Source organism: Planococcus sp. FY231025 (genome assembly GCF_052078085.1).
Lineage (GTDB): Bacteria > Bacillota > Bacilli > Bacillales_A > Planococcaceae > Planococcus.
On sequence record NZ_JBQJJG010000005.1, the window covers coordinates 414,373 to 428,874 of the forward strand.

Here is a 14,502-nt window from a genome sequence, read left to right on the forward strand (position 1 = left end):
GCTCTTGCGCGGCATGCAGCTGGCCGAATGCGCCTGCATTCGGTTTTTTTACGTTACTTTAAGTATACTAAATTCCGGACGTTTTGCAACTGACTTATACCCACCCGCGTGTATACGGCTCCGGTACATCGATAGACGCGCCAAGTTCCCGGGAAGCTGTATAAGCCCAGTAAGGGTCGCGGAGCAGCTCACGTGCCAGGAAAATCATGTCTGCGCGGTTGTTCTGCAGGATTTCTTCTGCATGGAGCGAGCTTGTGATCAGGCCGACTGCTCCGGTTGCGATCGGAGTGCGGTGCTTGATGGTTTCGGCAAATGGCACCTGATACCCCGGGAACACCTGGATCTGTGCAGGAACCACAGCGCCGGAACTGACATCGATCAAGTCGACGCCCTGCGCTTTCATACATTGCGCCATTTCCACGTATTGTTCCGGATCCATGCCGCCTTCCGCGTAGTCGTGTGCTGAAATGCGCACAAAAAGAGGGCCGTCCCAAACTTCATTGATCGCATCGATCACTTCTCGGAGGAGGCGGTAGCGGTTTTCCGAAGAGCCGCCGTATTCGTCGGTCCGCTTGTTCGTCAGCGGGGAAAGGAATTGGTTGATCAGATAGCCGTGGGCCGCGTGGATTTCGATGACGTCAAAGCCCGCTTTTTTAGCGCGGACGGCGCCTTCTTTGAATGCCTGGACGGTCTCCTTGATTTCATCCTGGCTCATTTCGACCGGTGTCTGGTACTTGTCGTTGAACGCGATCGCGCTCGGTGCCTGGATCGGTCCTTCGACGGTCGCTTTCCGGCCGGCATGCGCCAATTGGATGCCGGTTTTCGCGCCGTGCTGCTTCATCAAGCGGACGATGTCGGCCAATCCGTCGATATGGGCATCGTCCCAGATGCCGAGGTCCTGTGCCGAGATGCGGCCGACCGGCTGGACAGCTGTTGCCTCGATGATGATCAGACCGACCTGGCCGACCGCACGCGCCGGATAATGGACGCGGTGCCAATCCCGGACATGTCCGTCTTCCTGGTCGCTTTGGTACATGCACATCGGTGCCATCACGATCCGGTTCTTGAATGTAGTGTCTTTAATGGTAAACGGTTCAAATAATTTTGCCACTCCAAATGCCTCCTCTGAATGCTGAATCACTATGTTCCAGTATAGCAGAAGGCTTTATTTGAATTCCCGTCCCAAGGCTTGCGAGCGGGAAGCGGCATCTTTCACACATTCGCCGATGATGCCTTTGAAATCGTTGCGCTCAAGCGCCGCAATTCCGGCTGCAGTCGTCCCGTTGGGGCTCGTCACTTTTTTGCGGAGCACCGCAAAGTCCTCTTGCTGCAGCATGTCGGATGCGCCTGCAAACGTCTGGCGCACGAGCCTTTTGGCATCTGCAAGGGAAAGCCCGTTAGCGACGGCCGCTTCGGTCATTGCTTCTGCGAAATAATAGATATACGCCGGGCCGCTGCCAGCGACGGCTGTCACTGCGTCCAATTGCGATTCATCGACGACCGTCACACTGCCGATCGAGGAAAGGAGGTTCCGCAGGTCGTGCTGCTGCTCAAGCGTCACCCATTTGCTCCAGGCAACGCCGGTCGCCGATTTGCCGACTTTCGCCGAAGTATTCGGCATGGCGCGCGCGACCGGCAAGTTTCCGACGTGGCGCTGGATCGTCTCAATGGACACGCCGGCGACGACCGACAAAATCACCGCATTGCCGGACAGATTGTCTTTGATGTCCGTCAGCGCCGCTTCAACATCTTTCGGTTTCATCGCCAAAAGGATAAAATCGGCATCGCGCAATTCGACGCGCTCCTTCTGGACAATATTGACCCCGTATTCGTCCTTCAGGCTTTCCAGCCGTTCCAGGTCTGATTTGTTCATCACCGCAATATTCTCCGCTTTTATGATGCGTTTGTTGATCCAGCCATGGATCATCGATTCCGCCATGGAACCTGCTCCTACACATACAATATTCATCTTCAGCACTTCCTTTTCTTCTATAGAATGGCTTTTGTCAATGATTCGAAATGCAATAAAAAAAGCGCATTCGTCCCTGCATTGCAAGGACGAAAACGCTTGGTTTCCGCGGTACCACCTAAGTTTGCCGTTGCCGGCACTTCTCGATTTCCATAACGCGGAAAAACGGCCGTGTTTTGCACGGCAGCTCAAAAGCAGGTTCGAGAAGGGAGCGGGGATGCGCATTTCAGCAGGAGCGCATTCTCTGGGCACCATCACCTTCTGTACTGGCCTTTATCGCAGCTTGTTCATATGTACATGCATTATAGGCGGTTTTCCGCGCCTTTGTCAAATGGTGCTGGAGGTGACGGGCCGGCCGTTTCGATGTATGATAGATGAATAGTCATTCAGTTTAGAGGAGATGGTAACGTGGGTTTACATAAAATTATTATTCCAACACCTTTTGCGGTAGGCGATGTCAATTCGTATCTGATCAAAGGCGATGCATTGACGCTGATCGACGCCGGGCCGAAAACACCGAAAGCGTGGCTGGCGCTGAAAGCCGGTTTGAAGGAAGCGAACGTCAGGCCGGAAGATATTGAACAAGTCGTCCTGACCCATCATCATCCCGACCATGCAGGATGGGTGGACGGCTTTGAAAATGCCAAGCTTTATGGCCATCCCTATAACGACCTGTGGCTGCGCCGCGACCAGGCATTCTTCGATTACCATGACGCTTTTTATCTCGAGCGCCTCCAAGAGGAAGGCGTACCCGAAGAGCTGTGGTTCTGGGTCAAAAAGATGAAACGGCCGTTGAACCTTCTCGGAGACCGTCCTTTGGACATGACCATCAACGAAGGCGACGTGCTGCCGGGCCATCCGGAATGGGGCGTGATGGAAACGCTGGGCCACGCTCAAAGCCATCTGTCCTTCTGGAATGAAGAAAGCCGGGAAATGATCGGCGGCGACCATGTCATCGCCAAGGTCAGTTCCAATCCGCTGATCGAGCCGCCGTTCGATCCGGCTGAAGGCCGGCCGAAATCCCTGCTCCAATACAATGCCTCGCTCGGCCGGCTGCTCAAGATGCCCATCGATGTCATCTACAGCGGGCATGGCGAAGAAGTGCGCAATGTCCATGAACTGATCACGCAGCGGCTCGAAAAGCAGCACCTGCGCGCGATGAAAGTGCTCGATCTATTGGACGGCCGGGAAGGGACGGTCTATGATTTGACCCGGCAGCTTTTCCCGCATGCCTATGAGAAAGAGCTGGGGCTGACGCTGTCGGAAACCATCGGTCAAATCGACTACCTGCTTGAAGACGGGCTGATCCTGGAGCGCCTGTCGGACATCGGAATCTTCTATTATACGAAAGCTTAACCTTCAGCTATTGCATGATGCAGCCGGAGCGGTTAAAATGAACTCGTTGGACTTTTCTAAAAATGCCGGCACAACTCTGATTACGATGAAAAGGAATGAATACTTTTGAAGAAATTTGGATTGATGTTAGCAAGCCTGCTCCTTTTGGCAGCATGTTCTGATGATAAAGAAGCAAAGCCAGCGGCAGAAGAGCCTGCAAAAGAACCGGAGCAGGAAGTGGCTGCGGAACAGCAGCAGGAAATGACCGAAGAGGGATTCATCACACAAGTGACCACCGATAAGATTCTCGTGAACAATATCTATTTCGCCATCCCGGAAGACTTGAAAATCAACTTTGACAATGGCACTGAACAAACGGACGCCGTCATCGGCGACATCCGGACCGGCATGAAAGTGAATGTCGATTACATGGGGCCGCTTGAGCAGAGCTTCCCGATGGAAGCGGAAGCGGAGTCGCTCTCCATTCTGACAGACGCAGAATCGAAATCGCAGTCGGACGCCCTTCTTTCATTCATCAACAAAGAGCAATTGTCCCGATTGCTGATGCTCGGCCAGCCGATCGTGCGCGACAATAAAATCGGATTCCTGTTCTCGAATATGGAAAACGGCAAGATGTCTGAAGTGAAAATCGATCTTGATACACATGAATATACAATAGGTAAAGAGTAAAGCAGCTGCGGCTGCTTTTTTTTATTGCAATTTTAGAGGCATATTCACTTGCACTAATAAATATTCCATGCTATTATATGAATATTCATATCAGATAATGCATAAAAATACATTGGAGGTTTTCATATTGAATAAAAAAATCGTACTGGCTTACTCTGGGGGACTTGATACATCGGTGGCAATTCCATGGCTGAAAGCGGAAGGCTATGACGTCGTGGCGGTATGCCTTGACATCGGCGAAGGAAAAGACTTGGAGTTCATCAAACAAAAAGCGCTTCAGGTGGGCGCAGTGGAAAGTTACATGATCGATGCGAGAGATGAATTTGCGGAAGAGTATGCACTTATTTCATTACAAGCCCATACATTATATGAAGGGAAGTACCCGTTGGTGTCCGCGCTGTCGCGTCCGTTGATTTCGAAAAAACTGGTTGAAATTGCCGAAGAAACCGGCTCGACTGCTGTTGCGCATGGCTGTACAGGAAAAGGGAATGACCAGGTGCGTTTTGAAGTTTCGATCAAGTCATTGAATCCAGCGCTTGAAGTCGTGGCGCCGGTTCGCCAGTGGGGCTGGTCGCGTGACGAGGAAATCGCGTATGCCAAAGAACACAATGTCCCGATCCCGGTCAATCTCGACAGCCCATTCTCGATCGACATGAACCTTTGGGGACGTGCGAACGAATGCGGCATTCTGGAAGATCCTTGGGCAACCCCGCCGGCGGATGCCTATGAGCTGACGTCAGCGCTTGAAAATACGCCGGATACGCCGGACATTGTCGAAATCGAATTCGTCAAAGGGGTGCCGGTCGCATTGAACGGCGTGCCGTACAAGTTGACGCAACTGATCTTTGAATTGAACCACATCGCTGGCAAGCACGGCGTCGGAAGAATCGACCATGTCGAGAACCGTTTGGTCGGCATCAAATCACGTGAAATTTATGAAGCGCCTGCTGCGATGACATTGATTGCAGCGCATAAGGAGCTTGAAGACATCACATTGGTCAAAGAAATGGCCCATTTCAAACCGGTCATCGAAAAGAAAATGACGGAAATCATCTACGAAGGCCTATGGTTCTCACCGCTGCGTGTCGCGCTTGAGGCATTCCTGAAAGAAACGCAGGAATTCGTCAATGGTACGGTCCGTGTGAAACTGTTCAAAGGGCATGCCATCACAGAAGGGCGTAAATCACCGAATTCGCTGTACAGCGAGCAGTTGGCAACGTATTCGACAGACGACACATTCAATCACGAATCTGCTGTCGGTTTCATTGAATTATGGGGCCTTCCGACAGTCGTCAATGCAATGGTCAACAAGAAAGAAGTCGCCGTCACGGAACAAGTGAAAGAGAAGGTGAAAGCATGACCAAACTGTGGGGAGGCCGTTTCCAGAAATCGGCCGAACAGTGGGTCGATGAATTCGGCGCTTCGATATCTTTTGACCAAAAGCTCGTCATGGAAGATCTTGAAGGCAGCACTGCGCATGTCAAAATGCTCGCTGCCTGTGAGATCATTTCCCAGGACGATGCCCAACTGATCCTCTCCGGCCTGGAGACGCTGAAGGTGAAAGCGCAGGCGGGGGATCTGGAATTCAATGTTTCGAATGAAGACATCCACTTGAACTTGGAAAAGCATTTAATCGATGAAATCGGACCGGTCGGCGGCAAACTGCACACAGCAAGAAGCCGGAATGACCAAGTTGCGACTGATATGCATTTATATTTGAAAAACCGGGTAAATGAAATCATAGAAGCAGTGTCCGCTTTCCAGTCGGCAATTGTCGATCAAGCGGAAGCCCATATTGAAACTGTGGTGCCGGGTTATACCCATCTGCAAAGAGCCCAGCCGATTTCCTTCGGCCATCACCTGCTGACGTATTTCTGGATGCTCCAGCGCGACAAAGAGCGCTTGACAGAGTCGCTGAAACGGATCGACCTGTCGCCGCTTGGCGCAGGCGCGATGTCAGGCACCACGTTCCCGATCGACCGGGAAATGGCTGCCGGGTTCCTCGGTTTTTCAGGCGTCTACCAGAACAGCCTGGACGCTGTCAGCGACCGTGATTTTATTATTGAATTCCTCAGCAATGCTTCGATGCTCATGATGCACATGTCGCGCTTTGCCGAAGAAATCATTCTTTGGTCGAGCGAAGAGTTCCGTTTCATCGAACTCGACGACACCTTCTCGACTGGCTCGAGCATCATGCCGCAGAAGAAGAATCCCGATATGGCGGAATTGATCCGAGGCAAGACAGGGCGCGTCTACGGCAATCTTTTCGGGTTGCTGACGACGCTCAAAGGCCTGCCGCTTGCTTATAATAAAGACATGCAGGAAGACAAGGAAGGCATGTTCGATACGGTCCATACCCTGATGGGCTCGCTGCCGATCTTTGAAGGGATGGTCCGGACCATGAATGTCCGCACCGATTCAATGGAACGCGCCGTACATTCGGATTTCTCCAATGCTACGGAACTTGCTGATTACCTGGCTGCTAAAGGCATGCCGTTCCGCGAAGCGCATGACGTGACCGGAAAACTGGTATTTACCTGCATCCAGCGCGGGTATTACCTGAAGGATCTGCCGCTTTCGGATTTGCAGGATGCAAGTCCGCTGATCGGGGAAGACATTTACGTAACCCTTGAGCCGAAAACAGCAGTGAAGCGCCGGAATTCGCTCGGCGGCACAGGTTTTGAACAAGTGAATCACCAATTGGGACTTGCCAAGCAACTCATCGGGTGAACAAGTCCATCTATAAAGCCGAAGCGCTTGGTACCCGCTTCCGGCGACCCCTTTGACCGGTATTCCTATCCCCCTTAGGAATACCGGTTTTTTGTTTGCGAATCTCTGCTCCGGCATCATTTCAGGCCTGCCAGTTGATCATCCTTGCCGCGCAGAGCCCGCAGGCATTCCACTGAACTGCTAGAAATGAAGCTCAACTGATTTGACGCTTGCCTCGTAAAAACGGTATTCTTGTCGTAATGCAATTGGAGGAATCTTCGATTTATACGGAGGGGATTCCTGCCCCAATGGATCTAGGCAATTCAATAGCCGCCGCCTTCTGGTTTTATTGCAGACAAGGGGCTGTTCTGAACGATGGGAGAAGGAGCCGTTTTCCGTGTCAGGAACAAAGACATTGAAAGCGGCTTTCTTGAAATAAAGGAGATGGGTTGCGAATGAAAAAAATAATGCCACTGCTCATGGCTTTTGGACTGCTTGCTGCCTGTGGAAAGACATCGGCAGATGACAGCAGCGAACTCTTTATTTCTGCAGCGTCCAGTTTGAAAGATGTCATGGACGCTGCCGAAAAAGAATTTGAAGAAACGCATCCTGAAGTGGACATTGCCTTCAACTTCGGCTCTTCTGGAAACCTCAGAAATCAGATTCAGCAGGGGGCACCTGTGGATCTGTTTTTGTCGGCGAGCGCGAAAGACATGGAGATTCTGCAGGAAGAAGAATTGGTATATAAAGAAGATATCCGCGATTTTGCCGAGAACCGCCTGGTGCTCGCATCAGCTGGAGAACTTTCGGAGCAGGACCCGATAGAAACGCTTGCGGGATCGAGCGGAGTGATTGCAGTTGGAGAACCGGAAAGTGTGCCGGTCGGCTCTTATACGAAAGAGGCACTAGAAGAGCTTGGATTATGGGACAATCTTGAAGGCCGCCTGATTTTCGCCAAAGATGCCCGCCAAGTAGTGAGTTACGTTGAAAGTGGAAATGCTGAGATGGGCATTGTTTATTCATCTGATGCCCAACGCTCTTCGGGCATCAAAACGACGGTGGACTTGCCGCAGGATGGAGTGGACATCGTTTATCCGGCCGGCATCATGCAAGGCGCTAAAAATAAGGAAGCAGCTGAACTGTTTCTGGACTATCTGACCGGCAGTAAAGGGCAGAAACTGCTGGAGGACTATGGATTCTTTGTCGGTAAAGGAGAGCTAGACTGATGCCATATGACTTATCGCCATTTGCTTTATCGTTGAAAGTGGCTCTGATTTCCACTCTTTTCGTGTTTTTCTTCAGCCTTTTTTTGGCACGTTTTATGAGTAGAAGGATTTTCTTCGGTAAGAGCTTCGTGGAAGCGTTGATATTGCTGCCGCTTGTCTTGCCTCCGACGGTCATCGGTTTCGGCCTCATTTTTTTATTTGGAATCAATGGACCTCTCGGAAGTCTGTTAGAGGAATGGTTTGGCGTCCGTATCGTATTTACTTGGGTGGGTGCTGTCATCGCTTCGTTTATCGTGTCTGTGCCTTTGATGTACCAAAGCACGCTTGCTGCTTTTGAAAAAGTGGACCCTCGCTGGGAAAATGTTGCACGGACACTGGGCATGTCTGAATGGCGCATTTTCCGGACCATCACATTTCCGCTTGCCTGGCCGGGGATTTTTGCTGGTCTAATCTTGTCATTTGCAAGAGGAATAGGCGAGTTCGGCGCAACGCTAATGATTGCCGGGTACATCCCAGGACAAACGGAAACCGTGCCGCTTGCCATCTATTTTGCTTATGAAGCCGGGCAAATGGAAAAAGCCTGGTTCTGGGTGATTGTCATCTCGTCTCTGGGGTTAGCAGGAATTTCTTGGTTGAATTACTGGAAGAAAAAGAACGAAGTCCGGCTTGGAAGGGAGTAGAAGCCATGTTGAATGTAAACTTCAGCAAGCAACTGGATCAGTTTGAACTGAAAACGAGTTTTGCGCTGGATAAGGAAATAATGGCGTTGATCGGTTCTTCGGGGTCGGGGAAAACGACGCTGCTCAATTGCATTGCCGGCATTTCTCAGCCGGACAACGGTGAGATATCCCTGAACGGCCAGGTCTTTTACCGGCAAGGGGAGAAACCCTTGAAAATCCAAAAGCGCAAAGTCGGGTATCTGTTTCAAGATTACGCCTTATTTCCACATTTCACTGCAGAAAAAAATATTCTCTTGAGCTTATCCAAAAACGCCGATCTGTCCCATGTCAGTGAACTGACCGGGCTTCTCGGCATCCGGGATCTGCTCCACAAATACCCGCACCAGATATCTGGCGGGGAAAAACAGCGGGTTGCATTAACCCGGGCTCTTGCCGCAAAGCCGGACATTCTGCTTTTGGACGAACCGTTTTCAGCACTGGATGATGACACTCGGAGCCGTTGCCATCAGGAACTGTTCAGGATACATGAACTTTGGCAGATTCCGGTGATCTTGGTAACCCACCGGATTGCGGATGCCGAAGAACTCGCTCATCGCATCGTCCGAATTGAAAAAGGCGAGATGAAGGAACAGGCACCAGTGCGAACATCTCTTCTCAAATAGAGATGTTTTTGTTTTATTCCGGCAGACGGAAGGTTGCAGAAGGATGTTTCATTAATTATTTGATTGAATGAGAGAAAGGGGAATCTATATGTCTGAGGCATTTGAATTGGATCGGACCATCCGCATAGCAGTATTGACCGTCAGTGATACGCGTACTCCCGAGACCGACAGCGGCGGTGCTTTGGTAAAAGAGTTGGCCTTGGCTAAAGGAATGGAAGTGGCCCGCTACCAGATTGTGAAAGATGATCAAGCGGATATAAAAGAAGCGGTTTTGGCATGGCTCGGGGATCATGAACTCGATGCGATCATTTTGACGGGCGGCACAGGCATCGCAAAGAGGGATGTATCAATTGAAGCGGTCGAACCTCTATTTGAAAAAGAAATCTCGGGATTCGGCGAAATTTTCCGGTATTTGAGTTTTACGGAAGACATCGGCACAAGGGCGCTCCTAAGCCGCGCTGCGGCAGGGGTGGCCCATGATAAAGCCATCTTTGTCCTGCCCGGATCGCGCGGAGCGGTGAAGCTTGCGATGGAACGGCTCATCTTGCCGGAGCTCCTCCACATCACATTTGAATTGGGAAAACACCGTCAGTCACGTTCATAATCGCCCGATTTGCCGCCGGTTTTTTGGAGCAGCATCGTCGGTCCGATGACCATTTCCTTGCCGGCCGCCTTGCACATATCGTAAATGGTCAATGCTACGGCTGATGCTGCCGTCAACGCTTCCATTTCAACGCCGGTCGGGCCTTTGGTTTTAACCGTCGCATAAATGAGCACTTCGTAATGGGAGTCCGCTTCGTCGATATTCCATTCGAATCTGATATCGACGCCGCTGAGGGCGAGCGGATGGCACATCGGGATGATTTGTGCCGTGTTTTTCGCAGCCATGATGCCGGCGACTTGCGCCACTGCGAACACATCGCCTTTTTTATTTGTGCCTTCTTTGATTTGATCGTAGATGGCTTTGTTCAATAAAACAGCGGTTTTCGCGCGCGCGGTCCGGACCGTTTCAGTTTTTTCGGAAACGTCGACCATTTTGGCCCGCCCTTGTTCATTAAAGTGTGTCAGTTCAGACATGAGAATCATCCTTTCCGGTTCTTATGAACAAGTATATCAGGAAGTATCGAGGAGTAGATACCAATGGCGGGGCATTGAACACGGATTTCATGAGGGGAGGAGAAAGACTATGAAGTTTTACGTTGCCTCAAGTTTTAAAAATGTAGAAAATGTTAGATACATAAGCCAGGAATTAAAAAATCATGGATTTGTCCAAACATATGATTGGACCGTTAACGGAAGGACTTCCGATCTGGCCGATCTGGAGCGGATCGGTTCACTCGAGAAGCGCGCGGTGATGGGTTCGGATATTGTCATCATCCTGCTGCCGGCCGGCAAAGGCAGCCATATCGAAATGGGGATGGCTCTCGCTGCCGGCAGAAAAGTGTTCCTCCATTCGCCGGATGAGGCGGTCTACGACATCGGACTGACGAGCACGTTCTATCATCTGCCCGAAGTGGAGATCGTTGCCGGGAGCTCAGAGAAATTGATCCGGGCGGTATGCAGGGCGGCAGAAGTATTCCAATGAAGAATTCAATATGCGGGAGGAAACGACCGATGATCGAGATCAGAAAAGCCGTGCCGGATGATGTGCACGGCATCCGCAAGGTCTGTTCCGACGGCTACCGGAAAACCTACCCAGGGCTGCTTCCGGAAGAGCGGATTGAAGCAATCATTGAGGAATTCTATAACGGGAAACGGATTGCCAAAGAAGTCAGCAATACCGGCAGGGAATGGACCGGCTGGTTCATTGTGGTGGACGGCGGGCAAGTGGTCGGGGCAGGAGGCGGCGGAATGACCGGAGAAGAAACGGCGGAACTGTTCGTGCTGTATTTGGCGCCTGACCGGAAAAGGGAAGGCATCGGGAGCAAGCTCTTGGCAGTAATCACGGAGGACCAGGTCCGGCGCGGCGCCAAGGAACAATGGGTCTCCATCGCCAAAGGGAATGCCATGGGAATTCCCTTCTACGAAGCCGTCGGTTTTGATTTGCAGGAAGAACGCCCGGCTTACGGGACGAGTGAAGAGGAGGGCTATCGCTCACTCCGGTATAGGCGCATGCTAAGATGAATGGAAACCAACAAGTTGATGCGAACAGGTGAAAAGGAAGGGCCGCTAGTTGGAGTGGTCCTTCCTTTTATCATTCTATCGCCTTTCCAACATCATCTAACCGGACTACCAAGTTATGATATGATTTATTTATTCCAAATAAACCGACTATTAACCGGAAAACTTATCTTATAAAAGAGCGATCGCATTCTATTTCGATAAATTGGATGAAGTGTGGAAATGATCCTACGAATAATTTATTTGATGCTGAAAACAGAGGAGGAGTAGTAATGGCAGGACAAATAAAAGAAATGAATTCGGCATCTACCCCGCCGAAACACATCGTCTCAGCTGCCGCCATTGTGCTGAACGACAAGCAGGAGATCCTATTGATCAAAGGGCCGCGAAGAGGCTGGGAAATGCCAGGCGGACAGGTCGAAGAAGGCGAATCGCTGAAATCGGCCGCCATCCGCGAGACAAAAGAAGAAACCGGGATCGACATCGAAGTGCTGGATTTCTGCGGCATTTTTCAAAATGTAGAAGGGTCCATCTGCAATACGCTGTTCCTGGCTAAACCGGTCGGCGGAGAATTCAGAACTTCTTTCGAAAGCTTGGAAGTGGCTTTCTTTCCTCTTCCTGAAGCGTTGGAACGGGTGACGTGGAAAAACTTCAGGCAGCGGATCGAGCATTGTTTGGATGAGAGCAAGCGTCCGTTTTACATAGAATTTTAAAGGGATGGTAAACGGTATACGAGCCGGGCGGAAAAATGTTTTGGAGGTGAATGTTCTGGATAGAGGAATCAGTTTTGAAATCCCCAATGAATATGGAAATTGGCTCGGGAAAATCTTAAAGCCGATCAACGGAGCGAATTGCAATTGGCTGGTTGGCGAAGGCACTGAGATTGTCGGCGGGAGCGGGGAAGAATGGGGAAATGATGCCCTTGGAAACCTGGATGGCCTCACTTTGCAGAAGCATTTACGCCGATCCGATTATTATGTGATATTCGCCGATTTAAAGGCATTCCCTTCAGACGAACCTGCAGTGGATATCGCTTCTTATGAAGAGTTCCAGAGCAGCAGCTGCGAATTCGTAATATTAATAGTAGACAGTGTTTATGTAATAATTTATGCAAAAGATCCAACGAAGCTTGAAGCGCTTTATCAAAATGCTTTGGAAAACAAGGTCCGAAATTTGGAGCGTATTCGGGCTGACAATGATGCAAGGAGCAGATTTTCCGTTTGGTAGAAATTTTTAAGATCTAAAAGTTTCGCAGCCTTCACTCCCCTCCACTATGATCATCCCCGCCGGATTCAAAACTGGGCGAGTTCGCAGCATGGCTGTCCGGATGGGTGGATTGCAGCGGAAGGTTATGGGCCTTCTTCCGTTTGCGGTCGATTGCTGCCGCGAGGCCGATCAGCGAAACAAAAGGAACCAGGAACCAAAACATAAACATCACTCCTTCGGATTGGAATCGGGCTTTCTTTATCCATTTTACCAATCGATTCCAAAAGTATATAGGGGTTTTTTGAATTCCTAGCACAGGACTCGTGGAACTGCATTGCCGGGAAATTCATCTGCGCATCCGAGCTGGAAATAAAACCTCTAGCTCATATTGAAAATCCGTTTGCCGATACACCCTGAAACCCGGGAGTATCGGCTTTTTTGATAGAAATCCCCCCCCGTGATAAAAACCATGCGGTGTTTGAGATTCCGCTAAAACGGATATTGATTAAGAACAAGTGTTCGTATATGCTGGAGAAGAAACCAGCAGACGGCAGGAAAAGAGGGAGTACCATGTATGAAGGATTGGAACAGCGGCCGATCATCTGTCTCGATATGCGCAGCTTCTACGCGAGCTGTGCAGCGATTGACCTTGGCCTTGACCCGATGGAGGCCTGCATCGGGTCATCGGCAACCAGGAGCACCGGGGGAGCGTTGTGCTCGCGGCATCGCCCCGGCTGAAAAAGGAGTTCGGCGTGCGGACGGGCACCCGGCTGTTTGAAATCCCGGATGATCCGAGCATCCAGAAGATCGAACCGAAGATGGCGTTTTTCCTGAAGGTGGCGATGGAAATTACCCGGCTTTTGGAGGAATATGTACCGACAGAAGCCATCCATGTCTACAGCGTCGACGAGAGCTTCGTCGACCTCAGCGGCACGGAGAAATTATGGGGGACGGCCGAAGAGCTCATTGCCCGCATCCAGGACGACATCGCCCGGCAGTTCTGCCTGCCGTCGGCAATCGGCATGGGTCCGAAAATGCTGATGGCGAAGCTTGCGCTCGACTTGGATGCGAAAAAGACCGGCTTTGCGAAATGGACATTCGACGACGTGCCGGAGAAATTATGGCCCGTCGCGCCGCTCAGCAAAATGTGGGGCATCGGCACCCGCATCGAGAACACCTTGAACGGCATGGGCATCTTCTCGGTCGGCGACTTGGCGCAGGCGGAGCTCTCGCGCCTCGAAGAAGTGTTCGGCATCGTCGGCAACCAGCTCTATCACCACGCGTGGGGCATCGACCTGTCGGAGCTCGGGGCGCCGCTTGTCGAAGGCCAGGTGAGCTATGGCAAAGGGCAGATCCTGTACCGCGATTACACGACCGTCGAAGAAATCTCGGCGGTGCTGCTCGAAATGGCGGAAGACGTGGCCATGCGCGCCCGCACAGCCGGCAAGGCGGGGCGGACTGTGACGCTAGCAGTCGGCTACAGCAAGCACGCGTTCGGCGGCGGCTTCAACCGGGCGCGGACGATGGACGAAGCGACCAATGAAACCTTGAAGCTGTACGCCGTGTGCCGCGAACTGCTCTCGGAGTTCTACGACGGGCGGCCGGCGCGCCGGCTTTCGATCACGCTTTCGAACCTCGAGGACGAAACGTCGATGCAGCTGAGCTTGTTTGAACAGCGGAAATGGGAGACGCGCCGCCTCGGCGCAGCGATGGACAAGCTGCGCCAAAAATACGGGCCGACCGCCGTGTTGCGCGCCGTCTCCTACACCGAAGCGGGCACTGCCGTCGAACGCGCCAGCCTGATCGGCGGCCATAAAGCGGACGGCAGCCCGTTTCCGGCAAAAGACTGATTTATTTCACAAGTCGAATTATTTTTCCCATTTGCTTCCTGATATTTGCTAGAA

The 14,502-nt window shown here is 51.4% G+C and carries 16 protein-coding genes, 1 pseudogene and 1 other annotated feature; of the genes and pseudogenes, 13 read left to right on the top strand and 4 right to left on the bottom strand.

What is annotated here, in order from left to right:
• Positions 1-94 precede the first annotated feature (94 nt).
• The gene (namA, locus tag ACTL32_RS08390) at positions 95-1,111 is read right to left on the bottom strand and encodes an NADPH dehydrogenase NamA (RefSeq protein ID WP_441341017.1); all 1,017 of its coding nucleotides are present in this window, start codon (positions 1,109-1,111) and stop codon (positions 95-97) included.
• 54 nt (positions 1,112-1,165) lie between these two features.
• On the bottom strand, positions 1,166-1,969 hold the full coding sequence (proC, locus tag ACTL32_RS08395) for a pyrroline-5-carboxylate reductase (protein WP_441341018.1): 804 nt from the start codon (positions 1,967-1,969) through the stop codon (positions 1,166-1,168).
• Between the two features lie 82 nt (positions 1,970-2,051).
• Positions 2,052-2,258, bottom strand: a binding site (T-box leader).
• A gap of 119 nt (positions 2,259-2,377) precedes the next feature.
• Between proC and ACTL32_RS08400 the strand changes: the two genes are divergently transcribed.
• From ACTL32_RS08400 to ACTL32_RS08435, 8 genes are all read left to right on the top strand, one after another.
• Complete coding sequence (locus tag ACTL32_RS08400; RefSeq protein ID WP_441341019.1) at positions 2,378-3,325, top strand: MBL fold metallo-hydrolase; 948 nt, start codon at positions 2,378-2,380, stop codon at positions 3,323-3,325.
• A gap of 105 nt (positions 3,326-3,430) precedes the next feature.
• Positions 3,431-3,994 carry a hypothetical protein gene (locus tag ACTL32_RS08405; protein ID WP_204890522.1) on the top strand — a complete coding sequence of 188 codons (564 nt, stop codon included), beginning with the start codon at positions 3,431-3,433 and terminating at the stop codon, positions 3,992-3,994.
• A gap of 124 nt (positions 3,995-4,118) precedes the next feature.
• Positions 4,119-5,354, top strand: coding sequence for an argininosuccinate synthase (locus ACTL32_RS08410; protein ID WP_441341207.1), 1,236 nt, complete (start codon positions 4,119-4,121; stop codon positions 5,352-5,354).
• On the top strand, positions 5,351-6,724 hold the full coding sequence (gene argH, locus ACTL32_RS08415; protein WP_441341020.1) for an argininosuccinate lyase: 1,374 nt from the start codon (positions 5,351-5,353) through the stop codon (positions 6,722-6,724). The genes ACTL32_RS08410 and argH overlap by 4 nt, the downstream gene beginning before the upstream one ends.
• A gap of 434 nt (positions 6,725-7,158) precedes the next feature.
• On the top strand, positions 7,159-7,929 hold the full coding sequence (gene modA / locus ACTL32_RS08420) for a molybdate ABC transporter substrate-binding protein (RefSeq protein ID WP_441341021.1): 771 nt from the start codon (positions 7,159-7,161) through the stop codon (positions 7,927-7,929).
• Complete coding sequence (gene modB / locus ACTL32_RS08425) at positions 7,929-8,609, top strand: molybdate ABC transporter permease subunit (RefSeq protein ID WP_441341022.1); 681 nt, start codon at positions 7,929-7,931, stop codon at positions 8,607-8,609. The genes modA and modB overlap by 1 nt, the downstream gene beginning before the upstream one ends.
• A 5-nt stretch (positions 8,610-8,614) precedes the next feature.
• Positions 8,615-9,271 (top strand): ATP-binding cassette domain-containing protein, encoded by a 657-nt coding sequence (locus tag ACTL32_RS08430; protein WP_441341023.1) that lies wholly within the window; start codon positions 8,615-8,617, stop codon positions 9,269-9,271.
• 88 nt (positions 9,272-9,359) lie between these two features.
• Positions 9,360-9,875 (top strand): MogA/MoaB family molybdenum cofactor biosynthesis protein, encoded by a 516-nt coding sequence (locus ACTL32_RS08435; RefSeq protein WP_441341024.1) that lies wholly within the window; start codon positions 9,360-9,362, stop codon positions 9,873-9,875.
• Here ACTL32_RS08435 and moaC read toward each other — a convergent pair.
• Complete coding sequence (gene moaC / locus ACTL32_RS08440; protein WP_441341025.1) at positions 9,860-10,348, bottom strand: cyclic pyranopterin monophosphate synthase MoaC; 489 nt, start codon at positions 10,346-10,348, stop codon at positions 9,860-9,862. The genes ACTL32_RS08435 and moaC overlap by 16 nt on opposite strands.
• A gap of 109 nt (positions 10,349-10,457) precedes the next feature.
• Between moaC and ACTL32_RS08445 the strand changes: the two genes are divergently transcribed.
• From ACTL32_RS08445 to ACTL32_RS08460, 4 genes are all read left to right on the top strand, one after another.
• The gene (locus ACTL32_RS08445; RefSeq protein ID WP_441341026.1) at positions 10,458-10,856 is read left to right on the top strand and encodes a group-specific protein; all 399 of its coding nucleotides are present in this window, start codon (positions 10,458-10,460) and stop codon (positions 10,854-10,856) included.
• A gap of 29 nt (positions 10,857-10,885) precedes the next feature.
• Positions 10,886-11,395 (top strand): GNAT family N-acetyltransferase, encoded by a 510-nt coding sequence (locus ACTL32_RS08450; protein WP_441341027.1) that lies wholly within the window; start codon positions 10,886-10,888, stop codon positions 11,393-11,395.
• A 269-nt stretch (positions 11,396-11,664) separates the two neighbouring features.
• On the top strand, positions 11,665-12,105 hold the full coding sequence (locus ACTL32_RS08455) for an NUDIX hydrolase (protein ID WP_441341028.1): 441 nt from the start codon (positions 11,665-11,667) through the stop codon (positions 12,103-12,105).
• 46 nt (positions 12,106-12,151) lie between these two features.
• Complete coding sequence (locus ACTL32_RS08460) at positions 12,152-12,619, top strand: DUF2691 family protein (protein ID WP_441341208.1); 468 nt, start codon at positions 12,152-12,154, stop codon at positions 12,617-12,619.
• A gap of 31 nt (positions 12,620-12,650) precedes the next feature.
• On the opposite strand, the gene ACTL32_RS08465 is transcribed toward ACTL32_RS08460, so the two are convergent.
• Positions 12,651-12,821 carry a hypothetical protein gene (locus ACTL32_RS08465; RefSeq protein WP_441341029.1) on the bottom strand — a complete coding sequence of 57 codons (171 nt, stop codon included), beginning with the start codon at positions 12,819-12,821 and terminating at the stop codon, positions 12,651-12,653.
• Between the two features lie 347 nt (positions 12,822-13,168).
• Between ACTL32_RS08465 and ACTL32_RS08470 the strand changes: the two are divergent.
• Positions 13,169-14,448, top strand: a pseudogene (locus ACTL32_RS08470) (Y-family DNA polymerase).
• The last annotated feature ends 54 nt before the right edge of the window (positions 14,449-14,502 follow it).